Below are 13,159 nucleotides of genomic sequence, written 5' to 3'. Positions count from 1 at the left end.
GTTTCCGACCGTACGCCCAGAGGGACACACTCGCCGCACAACCCTGTGGACAACCCGTGAGTCTCACGAATGATCACGCTGTACGAGGGGGACGCCGTCAGGCGTCATAAGGAGACCGTCATCACCGCCACAAGCACGATTCCTGCCGCCCGTAAGAGCCCTGTCATACGCAGGACCCTCACCGCGGCCGGCTGTACCACCGTCCTGCTCGCCGGCGTGGCCGCCTGCGGCACGGTCGAGAACCTCACCGCCGGCCAGAAGATCGACCAGGCCGTGGAGGGGCTCGGCGAGAAGAAGTCGCTCGGCTTCGAACTGAGCCTCGACGCCGACCCCTCCGCCCTCGTGAAGCTGGCCGGCGGGGCGAAGGCCGAGGAGGAGATGCCGGCCGAGCTCGCGGAACTCTTCTCCGAGGTGAAGGTCAAGGTGTCCGTCGAGTCGCGCAAGCCGCTCGCCGACTCCGGTGAGAAGGACCTGGTCGGTACGGGCGTGACGATCGCGGGGCCCGACGGTGTCCTGGCCGAGTACCGCCTGGTCGGCACCTACATGTACTACCGCGCCGACATGAAGGCCGTCGCCGAGGCGATGGGCTTCCCCTTGCCGACCGCGGACGAACTTCCCGAGGGTGGGAAGGAGTTCGGAGCGGTACTCGACGGCAAGTGGGTCAAGGTCGACAACCGCGAGCTCGAGCGCGCCACGGAAGACGCCTCCGGCACGGGCGAAGGCACCGGGGGTACCGAAGGCGCCGCGGGTGACACCGACGAGATCGACAGCAAGACCCAGCGGAAGATCCTCGATGCCGTGCGCTCGGTCGTCGCCCGCGAGGTCACCTTCAGCGAGAAGGAGGGCGGCGACGGCGTCGAACGGATCGTCGCCAGGGCCTCGTTCCGTGACCTGCTCACCGGTGTCCTCGACAAGCTGCGGCCGCTGGCTGACGAACTCCCGGCGGGCTTCGAACTGCCCACCGACAAGGACCTGAAGGGCGCTCCGGACAAGAAGGTCGCCGTCGACTTCTCCCTGAAGAACGGCGACCTGACCCGCGTCTCCGTCGACCTCGCCGCCCTGGCGGACGACGCGAAGGGCGCCAAACTTCCCCTCGTCGTCACGTTCGGTGCGGCCGGCGACATCGGCGCCCCGTCCGGCGCCGTGAAGATGCCCGTGGGCGAGTTCGGCGTCGCGGGCAATCCGCTCACCAGCGGCATGCTCAGCGGTTTCTGACGGACCGGACCCTACGACGGCCTCCGCCCGGTCGACGGGCCGGACTCCACGACGGCCGCCGCCCGTTCGACGGACCGGACCCCGCAGCCACCACCGCCCGGTCGGCGGTCCGTGCCCTGCCCGCCACGCGCGCGTGAATGCCAACAGCCCCTCCACGCGCGCGTGGAGCTCGAAAACCCTGCTGCCGCGAAGGGCACAACCCTCGGCACCCCTAGCACCCCCGGTGCAGCCCAGGCCCCCGGCGCGGCCCGGCCGCCCCGAGGCACCGTAGGCGAACGCGTCACGGAGACCCGCCCGTTCGCCCCTGGCGGGGCAGATCCAGCGCCACGGCCACCGCCGAGCCGCAGTACTCCCGCACCGCGCTCGTCCGCGCCACCACCCGCCCCCGGTGCACCACGATCCGGCTGTACGCCAGCGACAGGGCGCCGTCGAGCCCGTCCCCGCGTACCGCGAGCAACTCCGCCGGGAATCCGGCCTCCACCCGCACCTCGGGCAGCCCGAGGGCCGCCCGCGCCGACGAACTCACCGCGTCGTAGGCGTCGGCGGCCCGCAGCCCGTACCGCGAGGCCAGCAGATACGCCGCCTCCAGCGGATCTCCGCGCCCCACGGGGTTCGACACATCTCTGAGGGCGCCGCTGCCGGCCGCGACCCGCACCCCGGCCGCCCGCAGCAGCCGTACCGGAGCCGTCCCGCGGCGGTCGACGCCCGAGCAGCCGCCCTGGGGCAGGCAGACGACGGCCACCCCGGCCGCGGCGAGCTGGTCGGCCGACCGGGCGGCCACCTCGGAGGGCAGGCGGCCCAGTCCTCCGCAGGGGCCGAGCGTCACCCCGGGCCGCAGTCCGCCCGCCATCGCCGCGAGCCGTGCGAGGCGCGCCGGATCGTCACCGTCCGTGTGCAGGTCGACCGGACAGCCCTGCTCCGAGGCGACTTCGAGGACGGCCTCCACGTAACCGGTCGGATCGGGGTCCAGATCTGGACAACCGCCCACTACGGAGGCGCCCATCTTCACCGCGTCCCGCAGCATGGCCAGTCCCTCGGCACCGGCGAGCCCGGTCAGCACCCGGGGCATCGCCACGACGGTCAGGTCCACCAGTCCCCGCAGCGCGCGCCGCGCCTGGAGCACCGCGGCCATCGAGCCCAGCCCCTGCACGTCGCCGACGCGTACGTGCGACCGAAGGGCGGTCGCCCCGTGTCCGAGCTGCAGGAGAGCGGCTTCGGTCGTACGGCGCTGGACCTCCCGGGCCTCGTACGAGACCGGGCCCCCGCCGTCGGCGGTCAGGGCCGTGTCGCCGTGTCCGTGCGGCTCCGCCGGGGCCGGCAGCAGCAGGTGGCCGGAGAGGTCCACGCGCGCGGTGCGCGCGGTGAGGCTGCCCGCCGTGCCGACCGCTTCGATACGTCCGCCGGTCACCCGTACGTCCACGGTCCGGCCGTCGGTGAGCCGTGCACCGCAGAGCAGCAGCCCGGCCCCGCTGCTCCGGCCGGACGAGCCCGACGAGCCGGATGAGCCCGACGAGCCGGAGGAACCGGACGAGGACGACCAGGACGACCAGGACGACGAGGAGTGGTGCGGCTGACTGTCGGGCATCGCGCTCCTGGGGCTGGGCGGCGGCTGCGCAGGAACGGCACATGATCACGCAGCGTGAGTCGAGCCTAGGGTGACGACCGGCGCGCATCGAGGAGGAGCGGAATAGTCGTACCGGTGTGGTCCGGCGTGCCCCTGGGACGGGCGCAAAGGCCCGTGAGCGCCGGGGATCGGGCCGGGGCAGGTGCCGCGAAACGGATTTGGGCGATCGGCGGCCGAGCGTGTAATGTCTTCATCGCTCGCCCCAATAGCTCAGTCGGTAGAGCGTCTCCATGGTAAGGAGAAGGTCTACGGTTCGATTCCGTATTGGGGCTCTGGTGTGAGAGGTTCCCGTCGCAGGACGGGAACTGATCACATCACAGCGGTGTAGCTCAGTCGGTAGAGCAAGCGGCTCATAATCGCTGTGTCACCGGTTCAAGTCCGGTCACCGCTACTGACGGTAGCCGATTGCGGGGTCGGTCCTTCAATCGGTTACTCTTTTATGCGTTAATCCATGTCCCATCCGTCCGGCAAGGAGCACTCACGTGGCTGCCACCGACGTCCGCCCGAAGATCACGCTGGCCTGCGTGGAGTGCAAGGAGCGGAACTACATCACCAAGAAGAACCGGCGTAACAACCCGGACCGACTGGAGATGAAGAAGCACTGCTCGCGTTGCAACTCGCACACTGCGCACCGCGAAACGCGATAACACCAGGCTCGTTCACGAGGCCGTCCCCTGTATGGGGGACGGCCTCGCGTCGTTGACACCAGTTGTGAACCAGTGCGAATCCACGCGAACCAGTGCGAACCAGGAGGTGCCGAGCTGATGGCGCTCGACCAGTCCTTCGTCGGACGGTCCTACCCGCCCACCGACCCCTATGAGGTCGGCAGGGAGAAGATCCGCGAGTTCGCGGAGGCGGTGGGGGACCCCAATCCCGTCTATACGGACCCCGAGGCCGCCAAGGCACTCGGCCACCCCGATGTGATCGCCCCGCCGACGTTCGTGTTCGCGATCACCTTCAAGGCCGCGGGGCAGGTCATCAGGGACCCCCAGTTGGGTCTCGACTACAGCCGTGTCGTGCACGGCGACCAGAAGTTCGTCCACCGGCGCCCGGTGCGCGCCGGGGACCGGCTCACGGTCACGTCCACCATCGAGGCGATCAAGTCGATGGCGGGCAACGACATCCTGGACATCCGCGGCGAGGTCCACGACGAGGCGGGCGAGCACGTGGTGACCGCCTGGACCAAGCTCGTGTCCCGCGCGGCCGAGGGGGCGTGAAGAGATGACCGCGAAGATCTCGTACGACGACGTCGAGGTCGGCACCGAACTGCCGGCCCAGTCCTTCGGCGTGACCCGCGCCACGCTCGTCCAGTACGCGGGCGCCTCCGGCGACTTCAACCCGATCCACTGGAACGAGAAGTTCGCCAAGGAGGTCGGTCTCCCGGACGTCATCGCCCACGGCATGTTCACCATGGCCGAGGCGATCCGGGTCGTCACCGACTGGACCGGCGACCCGGGCGCGGTCGTCGAGTACGGCGTCCGCTTCACCAAGCCCGTCATCGTCCCGAACGACGACAAGGGCGCCACGATCGAGGTCAGTGGCAAGGTCGCAGCCAAGCTCGACGACCGCACCGTCCGCGTCGACCTCGTCGCGATGAGCGCCGGCCAGAAGGTGCTGGGCATGTCCCGCGCCGTCGTGCGCCTGGCCTGACCGGCAGTCGGCGGGCCCGACCGGCAGCCGACAGTAAGGGGCGTCCGCCATGGCGGACGCCCCTTACCTGCTGGAGCTGTCGCCGTGACGCAGCCGCTTGACGGAGTTAGTGATTGAGTACTAACTTCATCGCATGGTCAGGATGAGTGCCGAGGAAAGGCGTGAGAGCGTCGTTCGCGCGGCGATGAGCGAGTTCGCCCGGGGCGGCTACAACGGCACGTCCACCGAGGCGATCGCCAAGCGCGTGGGCGTCTCGCAGCCGTACCTCTTCCGGCTCTTCCCCGGCAAGAAGGCGATCTTCCTCGCGGCCGCCGAGCGGTGCCTGGACGACACCAGGCGCACGTTCGAGGACGCGTCCGAGGGATTGCGGGGCGAAGAGGCCCTGCACGCCATGGCGGACGCGTACACGAGGGTCATCGCCGAGGAGCCGGAGCGGCTGCTCATGCAGATGCAGATGTATGTCGCGGTGGCCGCCGCCGAACAGGCCGGTGACCACGAGCTCGGCGAGGCGGTTCGGGCGGGCTGGATGCGGCTGTGGGACGCCGTCCACCTGCCGCTCGGCGCCGACGCGGGCGAGACCACCACCTTCATGGCGTACGGGATGCTCATCAACTGCCTGGTCGCCATGGGCTTTCCGCCTCGCCACCGGGTGTGGGAGGGGCTCTACCCCGACGCCCGCATCGAGGGGCGGCTCGAACACTGAGAGCGAAGCGCCGAAGGGAACAGCAGGTGAGGGTGGTGGAGACCGTCGCCTTCCCTGACCTCAAAAGTTAGTCAGTGATCACTAATCACAAGCGAACGAACCCGCTGGGGGAGCGATGTCAGAGCAGACGGCACAGCAGGTGCCACAGTCGGCCGAACGTCGCGGGGGAGCCGTCTGGGCCCTCGTCATCACCGGTGTCGCCGGATTCATGGCGGCCCTCGACAACCTGGTCGTGACCACCGCCCTGCCCTCGATCCGCGAGGACTTCGGGGGCGCGCTCGACGACCTGGAATGGACCGTGAGCGCCTACACGCTCACCTTCGCAGTCCTGTTGATGTTCGGCGCGGCCCTCGGTGACCGGTTCGGGCGCCGCAGGCTCTTCCTCGTCGGCATCACCGTCTTCACCGGAGCGTCCGCGGCGGCGGCCCTGGCGCCCGGCATCGACTCGCTGATCGCCGCCCGCGCGGTCCAGGGTGTCGGCGCGGCCATCATGATGCCGCTGACGCTGACCCTGCTCACGGCCGCCGTGCCGGCCGCCAAGCGCGGGATGGCGTACGGGATATGGGGTGCCGTCAACGGTCTCGCGGTCGCCTCGGGCCCGCTCATCGGGGGCAGTCTCACCGAACACCTGTCCTGGCAGTGGATCTTCTGGCTGAACGTTCCGCTGGGCCTTGCCCTGCTGCCGCTCGCCCGGCTGCGCCTCGCGGAGTCGTTCGGCACCGGCGCCCCGCTCGACATCCGCGGCACGCTGCTCGCCAGCGGCGGCCTCTTCGGGATCGTGTACGGGCTGGTCCGCGCGCCGGTCGTCGGCTGGAGCGACGGTCTCGTCCTGCTCGCCCTCTTCGCGGGTACGGCCCTGCTCGTCGGGTTCGTGTTCCACGGCATGCGCGCCAGGAACCCCATGCTGCCGATGCGGCTCTTCCGTAGCCGCGCCTTCGCCGGGATCAACGCGGCGAGCCTGCTGATGTTCCTCGGGATGTTCGGCTCGATCTTCCTGCTCAGTCAGTACATGCAGGGTGTGCTCGGCTACTCGCCCACCGAGGCGGGCCTGCGCATGCTGCCGTGGACCGGTATGCCGATGCTCGTCGCGCCCGTCGCCGGCTATCTGTCGGACCGGATCGGCGGGCGGCCCGTCGTCGCGGCGGGCCTGTTCCTCCAGGCCGTCGGGCTCGGCTGGTTCGCCCTCGTGGTGGCCGCCGACACGTCGTACGCCGCGCAGCTCCCCGCCCTGGTCATCAGCGGGATCGGGATGTCCCTCTTCTTCGCTCCCGCCTCCGCCCTCGTCATGTCCAGCGTCCTGCCGCAGGAGCAGGGCATCGCGTCCGGCGCCAACAACGCGCTGCGCGAGGTCGGCGGGGCGCTCGGTATCGCGGTGATGGCCTCGATCTTCTCCTCGCGGGGCGGTTACGAGAGCGCGCAGACCTTCGTGGACGGCATTCGGCCCGCTCTGTGGGTCGGCTCCGCCGCGGTGGCCGTGGCGGCTGCCGCGGCGCTCTGCGTACCGGGTCGCCGGCGAGGGGCCGGACCGGGGAAGGGCGTGGAGGGCGAGACGCCCGGGCCGGTGCTGCAGACGGCGTCGCACTGAGTTCGGATGTCCCACTCGTCGGCCTGACCAGGTTCGGAAAACAAACTCACTGAGCTCGAACGTGAACCGAAAGGAGACCGGCCGTGCCCACTCTTCCCTGGACCGTGCCGAACACCCCGCCGCAGGGCGCCGACGTACACGTCTTCGCCTCCCGCTTCGAGACCCGCACCCTCTGGGGAGCACTGAGGTTCCTGGCCGGGACACCGGCCGTGTGGCGACAGGTGAGCAGGGCGCCCGGAGCGTACGGGGCCACCCTCAAGGCAGCGCCCCTGCGGCGGACCTTCTGGACCCTGTCCGCCTGGGAGTCGCCCGCGGCGCTGAAGGAGTTCGCCCGTTCCGGCACGCACGCGCCGGCCGCCCGGGGCCTCGACTCCCAGATGCGGGACGCGAAGTTCGTGACCTGGACGGTGAAGGCGGACGAACTCCCGCTGGACTGGCAGGAGGCGCTCCGGCGCCTGTGAGCGGCCACCAGGAGAACGGCCCGCTCCGCTGCCGTGAACGGCCCCGCCCCGACCGGCGGGGCCGTTCTCGTACTCTGGGCACGTGCAGGAACTCCACGACGCCCCCCTCGCCCCGCTGACCACCTTCCGGCTCGGCGGTCCCGCCGCCCGGCTGATCACCGCGACGACCGATGCCGAGGTGATCGACGCCGTCCGCGAGGCCGACGACTCGGGTACGCCGCTGCTGCTGGTCGGCGGCGGATCCAACCTGCTCATCGGCGACAAGGGCTTTCCCGGAACCGCCCTGCGCATCGCCACCCGCGGCTTCGAGCTCGACGGTACGAGACTGGAGCTGGCCGCCGGGGAGGTGTGGACCGACGCGGTCGCCCGCACCGTCGAGGCGCGGCTCGCGGGCATCGAGTGCCTCGCCGGAATCCCCGGCTCCGCAGGCGCGACGCCGATCCAGAACGTGGGCGCGTACGGCCAGGAAGTGTCGTCGACGATCACCGAAGTGATCGCGTACGACCGGAAGAGCCGTGAGACGGTCACCATTCCGAACGCCGAGTGCGCTTTTTCGTACCGTCACAGTCGTTTCAAGAGCGATCCCGAGCGTTTCGTCGTGCTGCGTGTCCGCTTCGAGCTGGAGGACGCCGCCGGGCTCTCCTCGCCGGTCAAGTACGCCGAGACGGCCCGCGCGCTCGGTGTCGGACCCGGTGACCGTGTGCCGGTGGACGCGGCCCGCGAGACCGTCCTGAAGCTGCGTGCGGGGAAAGGCATGGTGCTCGACCCCGAGGACCACGACACCTGGTCCGCCGGTTCGTTCTTCACCAACCCGATCCTCACGCACGAGGAGTTCGCCGTGTTCCACGCGCGCGTGGCGGAGCGGCTGGGCCAGGGCGTGACCCCGCCCGCCTACCCCGCGGGCGACCGGCACACCAAGACCTCCGCCGCCTGGCTGATCGACAGATCCGGCTTCACCAAGGGGTACGGCACCGGCCCCGCCCGGATCTCCACCAAGCACACGCTGGCCCTCACCAACCGCGGCGGGGCCACCACGGAGGACCTCCTCGCGCTCGCCCGCGAGGTCGTCGCCGGAGTCCACGACGCCTTCGGGATCACGCTCGTCAACGAGCCGGTGACCGTGGGCGTCAGCCTCTGAAGCGTGCGGCCGAGGGTCACCGAGTGCAGGCCGGGGTCCTGAGCCCGACATCGGCTTCCAGGCGTACCCGCCCTGCGCGCACTTCAGGCGGCCGGGGCGGTCAGCCAGTCGTCGACCCCCGACAGCAGCTTCTCCTTGATGCCGGGCGGGGCCGCCGAGCCCCGTACCGACTGCCGTGCCAGCTCGGCCAGTTCCGCGTCCGTGAAGTCGTTGTGGCGGCGCGCGATGTCGTACTGGGCGGCCAGCCGCGAGCCGAACAGCAGCGGGTCGTCCGCGCCGAGCGCCAGTGGCACGCCCGCCTCGAAAAGTGTGCGCAAGGGGACGTCCTCCGGCTTTTCGTAGACCCCCAGGGCGACGTTCGAGGCCGGGCAGACCTCACAGGTGATGCCACGGTCCGCGAGCCGCTTCATCAGGCGCGGGTCCTCGGCGGCCCGTACCCCGTGCCCGATCCGTGAGGCGTGCAGGTCGTCCAGGCAGTCGCGCACGGACGCCGGGCCCGCCAGCTCGCCGCCGTGCGGCGCGGCCAGCAGCCCGCCCTCCCGGGCGATCGCGAAGGCCCGGTCGAAGTCCCTGGCCATGCCCCGCCGCTCGTCGTTGGAGAGACCGAAGCCGACGATGCCGCGGTCCGCGTACCGCACGGCGAGACGCGCCAGCGTGCGGGCGTCCAGGGGATGCTTCATCCGGTTCGCGGCGACCAGGACCCGCATACCGAGCCCGGTCTCGCGGGCCGTCGTGTCCACCGCGTCCAGGATGACCTCCAGGGCGGGGATCAGCCCGCCCAGGCGCGGCGCGTACGACGTCGGGTCGACCTGGATCTCCAGCCACCCCGAGCCGTCCTTGAGGTCCTCCTCGGCGGCCTCGCGCACGAGCCGCTGAATGTCCTCGGGATCCCTGAGGCACGACCGTGCCGCGTCGTACAGGCGCTGGAAGCGGAACCAGCCGCGTTCGTCCGTCGCCCGCAGCTTGGGCGGCTCACCGCTCGTCAGCGCGTCGGGCAGATGGATCCCGTGCTTGTCGGCCAGTTCGAGCAGGGTGGTGTGCCGCATCGATCCGGTGAAGTGCAGGTGCAGATGAGCTTTGGGCAGCTCAGAGACATCACGTACGTGCTCCATTCAAGGATCCTGCCGCACGCCGTGGCCGTATCGGTAGCGCTTTCACTGAACGTGGTCTTGCTCGCACGAAGAAACGAAGAAGCGGGCCGCCTCTCCGAAGAGAGCGGCCCGCCCCACGCACTGACGTGAACAGCCTCAGTACCTACTGACGTGCACGAATTCAGTCCTTGGCCTCGGCCAGCAGCTTCTGCAGCCGCGAGACGCCCTCGACGAGATCCTCGTCACCCAGCGCGTACGACAGCCGCAGGTAGCCCGGCGTGCCGAACGCCTCGCCCGGGACGACCGCCACCTCGGCCTCCTCCAGGATCAGCGCGGCCAGCTCGACGGAGTCCTGCGGGCGCCTGCCGCGGATCTCCTTGCCGAGCAGGGCCCTGACCGAGGGGTACACGTAGAAGGCGCCCTCGGGCTCCGGGCAGAGCACGCCGTCGATCTCGTTGAGCATCCGCACGATGGTCCGGCGGCGCCGGTCGAACGCCTCACGCATCTCGGCGACCGCCGTCAGATCACCCGAGACGGCGGCGATCGCCGCGGCCTGGGCCACGTTCGACACGTTCGACGTGGCGTGCGACTGAAGGTTCGTCGCGGCCTTCACCACGTCCTTCGGGCCGATGACCCATCCGACACGCCACCCGGTCATCGCGTACGTCTTCGCGACGCCGTTGACCACGATGCACTTGTCGCGCAGCTCCGGCACGGCCGCCGGCAGCGAGGTGAACGTCGCGTCCCCGTAGACCAGGTGCTCGTAGATCTCGTCCGTCATCACCCACAGGCCGTGCTCGACGGCCCAGCGGCCGATCGCCTCCGTGTCCCCGGCGCTGTAGACGGCGCCCGTCGGGTTGGACGGCGACACGAAGAGGACGACCTTGGTCCGCTCCGTACGGGCCGCCTCCAGCTGCTCGACCGAGACGCGGTAGCCGGTGGTCTCGTCCGCGACGACCTCGACCGGGACACCGCCGGCGAGACGGATCGACTCCGGGTACGTCGTCCAGTAGGGCGCCGGGACGATGACCTCGTCGCCCGGGTCGAGGATCGCGGCGAACGCCTCGTAGATGGCCTGCTTGCCGCCGTTGGTCACCAGGACCTGGGAGGCGTCCACCTCGTAGTGGGAGTCGCGCAGCGTCTTGGCGACGATCGCCGCCTTCAGCTCGGGAAGACCGCCGGCCGGCGTGTAGCGGTGGTACTTCGGGTTCCGGCATGCCTCGACCGCGGCCTCGACGATGTAGTCCGGGGTCGGGAAGTCGGGCTCACCGGCGCCGAAGCCGATCACCGGACGTCCGGCGGCCTTGAGGGCCTTGGCCTTGGCGTCCACGGCGAGGGTGGCGGACTCGGAGATCGCACCGACCCGGGCGGAGACCCGGCGCTCGGTGGGAGGGGTTGCAGCGCTCATGGGGCCCATCGTTCCAGACCCGAAACGTCCCCGGCACACTGGTTTCACGGACTGGGCGGTCCCGGCCGGGTCGGCGGCGGAGACACGGCCAAAGGCCGTACGGACACTTACTGTTCGACGACCGGCCGCCGACCACGTACACTCTCACCTCGTCGGCCTTCACCGGCCGCGCCCTTCCGGTGCACACCGAGCACCCGGGTGGATGCGGTACGTTGTGAGGGAAGCAGAGGGTCGTAGCTCAATTGGTAGAGCACTGGTCTCCAAAACCAGCGGTTGGGGGTTCAAGTCCCTCCGGCCCTGCTACACACTCCTTTCACCAGGATGTGTGCACAGGTACGTACTGCACTGCACCGCCGCGCGGCTCACACCCGGCGCGGCACGGCCACGACCCGGAATCAGGTGAGGACGAGTGACGGACGCCGTGGGCTCCATCGACATGCCTGATGCCCAGGATGAGGCGCCGGAGTCCAAGAAGGGCCGCAAGGGCGGTAAGCGTGCCAAGAAGGGCCCGCTGAAGCGCCTCGCCCTCTTCTACCGCCAGATCGTCGCGGAACTCCGCAAGGTCGTCTGGCCGACCCGCAATCAGCTGACGACGTACACCACCGTGGTGATCGTGTTCGTGGTCATCATGATCGGTCTCGTGACTCTGATCGACTTCGGACTCGACAAGGCCGCCAAGTACGTCTTCGGCTGAGCCAAGCGCGAAGGGCGCCGTACCCGGCGCCCGCTTTCGCGTGTTCCACCCCCATGATCCAGGAAGAAGCAGCCACCGTGTCTGACCCGAACCTGAACGATGCCGTCGAGTCGGTCGAGTCCCGTGACGACGAACTCGACATCGTCGAGGGCGCGGACGTCGAGGACGAGGTCGAGGCTGCCGATGCCGCCGCGGGCGAGCCCGCCGAAGAGGCCGCGGTGACCGTCGAGGACGAGTCCGACGAGGACCTCGAGGCCGAGGCCGACGCCGGGACCGACGTCGACGCGGACGCCGAGAACGTGTCCGGCGAGACCGAGGAAGAGGAGGCGGAGGAGGCCGAGCCGGTCGACCCCGTCACCGCCCTCCGCGACGAACTCCGCGCGCTGCCCGGCGAGTGGTACGTCATCCACACGTACGCCGGTTACGAGAACCGCGTGAAGACCAACCTCGAGCAGCGCGCCGTCTCGCTGAACGTCGAGGACTTCATCTTCCAGGCCGAGGTGCCGCAGGAAGAGGTCGCGCAGATCAAGAACGGCGAGCGCAAGACCATCAAGCAGAACAAGCTCCCCGGCTACGTGCTGGTGCGCATGGACCTGACGAACGAGTCCTGGGGTGTCGTCCGCAACACCCCCGGCGTCACCGGCTTCGTGGGCAACGCCTACGACCCGTACCCGCTGACGCTGGACGAGATCGTCAAGATGCTCGCCCCCGAGGCCGAGGAGAAGGCCGCTCGCGAGGCGGCGGAGGCCGAGGGCAAGCCGGCTCCGTCCCGCAAGCTCGAGGTCCAGGTCCTGGACTTCGAGGTGGGCGACTCGGTCACCGTCACCGACGGCCCGTTCGCGACGCTGCAGGCGACCATCAACGAGATCAACGCCGACTCGAAGAAGGTCAAGGGCCTCGTCGAGATCTTCGGCCGCGAGACCCCGGTCGAGCTGAGCTTCGACCAGATCCAGAAGAACTGACGTTCTTTCGGACCGCACACCTCCGACCAGGTCAGACAGGCTCTCGTAGCTGGTCTGACCTGCTCGGTTTTTGGCCGCGCACCGATACCCGTTATCGTGGTGCGGTATGCCTCCATCCGGACGATCCGGAATGGACGGCTGGAAACTCTCACTAGGACCCGGAGAGAGCAATGCCTCCCAAGAAGAAGAAGGTCACGGGGCTCATCAAGCTCCAGATCCAGGCCGGTGCGGCCAACCCGGCTCCGCCGGTCGGCCCCGCACTGGGCCAGCACGGCGTCAACATCATGGAGTTCTGCAAGGCGTACAACGCGGCGACCGAGTCGCAGCGCGGCTGGGTCATCCCGGTGGAGATCACGGTCTACGAGGACCGCTCCTTCACCTTCATCACCAAGACCCCGCCGGCCGCGAAGATGATCCTCAAGGCCGCTGGTGTCGAGAAGGGCTCCGGCGAGCCGCACAAGACCAAGGTCGCCAAGATCACCCAGGCGCAGGTCCGTGAGATCGCCACGACCAAGCTGCCCGACCTGAACGCCAACGACCTGGACGCCGCGTCGAAGATCATCGCCGGCACCGCCCGTTCCATGGGCATCACGGTCGAGGGCTGATCCCCACCTTCGCAGGACACCAC

Annotated in this window: 14 protein-coding genes and 3 tRNA genes; 14 read left to right on the top strand and 3 right to left on the bottom strand. The window is 69.7% G+C overall.

Annotated elements, in window-relative coordinates; all coding sequences use genetic code 11:
- Positions 1 to 69 precede the first annotated feature (69 nt).
- Positions 70 to 1,215: a hypothetical protein gene (locus tag ACFYXC_RS31410; RefSeq protein ID WP_389555398.1), complete on the top strand. Its 1,146-nt coding sequence runs from the start codon at positions 70 to 72 to the stop codon at positions 1,213 to 1,215.
- A 280-nt stretch (positions 1,216 to 1,495) separates the two neighbouring features.
- On the opposite strand, the gene ACFYXC_RS31405 is transcribed toward ACFYXC_RS31410, so the two are convergent.
- Entirely contained in the window at positions 1,496 to 2,800 is a 1,305-nt protein-coding gene (locus ACFYXC_RS31405) for an amidohydrolase family protein (RefSeq protein ID WP_389555396.1), read from the bottom strand.
- A gap of 238 nt (positions 2,801 to 3,038) precedes the next feature.
- Between ACFYXC_RS31405 and ACFYXC_RS31400 the strand changes: the two genes are divergently transcribed.
- The 9 genes from ACFYXC_RS31400 (at position 3,039) to ACFYXC_RS31360 (ending at position 8,376) form a co-directional block, all read left to right on the top strand.
- Positions 3,039 to 3,111, top strand: a tRNA-Thr gene (locus ACFYXC_RS31400).
- Positions 3,112 to 3,157: 46 nt separating this feature from the next.
- Positions 3,158 to 3,230, top strand: a tRNA-Met gene (locus tag ACFYXC_RS31395).
- A gap of 91 nt (positions 3,231 to 3,321) precedes the next feature.
- Positions 3,322 to 3,486, top strand: a complete 165-nt coding sequence (rpmG, locus tag ACFYXC_RS31390; RefSeq protein ID WP_389555394.1) for a 50S ribosomal protein L33 — start codon at positions 3,322 to 3,324, stop codon at positions 3,484 to 3,486.
- A 117-nt stretch (positions 3,487 to 3,603) separates the two neighbouring features.
- Entirely contained in the window at positions 3,604 to 4,056 is a 453-nt protein-coding gene (locus ACFYXC_RS31385) for a MaoC family dehydratase N-terminal domain-containing protein (RefSeq protein WP_388920720.1), read from the top strand.
- Between the two features lie 4 nt (positions 4,057 to 4,060).
- Positions 4,061 to 4,489 (top strand): MaoC family dehydratase, encoded by a 429-nt coding sequence (locus ACFYXC_RS31380; protein WP_388920717.1) that lies wholly within the window; start codon positions 4,061 to 4,063, stop codon positions 4,487 to 4,489.
- A 133-nt stretch (positions 4,490 to 4,622) separates the two neighbouring features.
- The gene (locus tag ACFYXC_RS31375) at positions 4,623 to 5,192 is read left to right on the top strand and encodes a TetR/AcrR family transcriptional regulator (protein ID WP_389555391.1); all 570 of its coding nucleotides are present in this window, start codon (positions 4,623 to 4,625) and stop codon (positions 5,190 to 5,192) included.
- 115 nt (positions 5,193 to 5,307) lie between these two features.
- Entirely contained in the window at positions 5,308 to 6,777 is a 1,470-nt protein-coding gene (locus tag ACFYXC_RS31370) for a DHA2 family efflux MFS transporter permease subunit (protein ID WP_389555389.1), read from the top strand.
- Between the two features lie 83 nt (positions 6,778 to 6,860).
- Entirely contained in the window at positions 6,861 to 7,238 is a 378-nt protein-coding gene (locus ACFYXC_RS31365; RefSeq protein WP_388920708.1) for a DUF3291 domain-containing protein, read from the top strand.
- A gap of 82 nt (positions 7,239 to 7,320) precedes the next feature.
- Positions 7,321 to 8,376 (top strand): UDP-N-acetylmuramate dehydrogenase, encoded by a 1,056-nt coding sequence (locus tag ACFYXC_RS31360; RefSeq protein WP_389555388.1) that lies wholly within the window; start codon positions 7,321 to 7,323, stop codon positions 8,374 to 8,376.
- An 83-nt stretch (positions 8,377 to 8,459) separates the two neighbouring features.
- Here ACFYXC_RS31360 and ACFYXC_RS31355 read toward each other — a convergent pair whose 3' ends face one another.
- Positions 8,460 to 9,488, bottom strand: a complete 1,029-nt coding sequence (locus tag ACFYXC_RS31355) for an adenosine deaminase (protein WP_388920702.1) — start codon at positions 9,486 to 9,488, stop codon at positions 8,460 to 8,462.
- Between the two features lie 160 nt (positions 9,489 to 9,648).
- Entirely contained in the window at positions 9,649 to 10,875 is a 1,227-nt protein-coding gene (locus tag ACFYXC_RS31350) for a pyridoxal phosphate-dependent aminotransferase (RefSeq protein WP_389555386.1), read from the bottom strand.
- Between the two features lie 227 nt (positions 10,876 to 11,102).
- Between ACFYXC_RS31350 and ACFYXC_RS31345 the strand changes: the two genes are divergently transcribed.
- The 4 genes from ACFYXC_RS31345 to rplK all read left to right on the top strand — a co-directional run bounded on the left by ACFYXC_RS31345 (position 11,103) and on the right by rplK (position 13,136).
- A tRNA-Trp gene (locus ACFYXC_RS31345) sits at positions 11,103 to 11,175 on the top strand.
- 109 nt (positions 11,176 to 11,284) lie between these two features.
- The gene (gene secE, locus ACFYXC_RS31340) at positions 11,285 to 11,569 is read left to right on the top strand and encodes a preprotein translocase subunit SecE (protein ID WP_363103834.1); all 285 of its coding nucleotides are present in this window, start codon (positions 11,285 to 11,287) and stop codon (positions 11,567 to 11,569) included.
- Positions 11,570 to 11,646: 77 nt separating this feature from the next.
- Positions 11,647 to 12,531: a transcription termination/antitermination protein NusG gene (nusG, locus tag ACFYXC_RS31335; protein ID WP_389555383.1), complete on the top strand. Its 885-nt coding sequence runs from the start codon at positions 11,647 to 11,649 to the stop codon at positions 12,529 to 12,531.
- Positions 12,532 to 12,701: 170 nt separating this feature from the next.
- A complete protein-coding gene (gene rplK / locus ACFYXC_RS31330; RefSeq protein ID WP_010986329.1) occupies positions 12,702 to 13,136 on the top strand; it encodes a 50S ribosomal protein L11 in 435 nt (144 codons plus the stop codon).
- Positions 13,137 to 13,159 lie beyond the last annotated feature (23 nt).

Source organism: Streptomyces sp. NPDC002701 (assembly GCF_042889045.1).
Lineage (GTDB): Bacteria > Actinomycetota > Actinomycetes > Streptomycetales > Streptomycetaceae > Streptomyces.
This window is presented reverse-complemented; position numbering and strand designations above follow the sequence as displayed.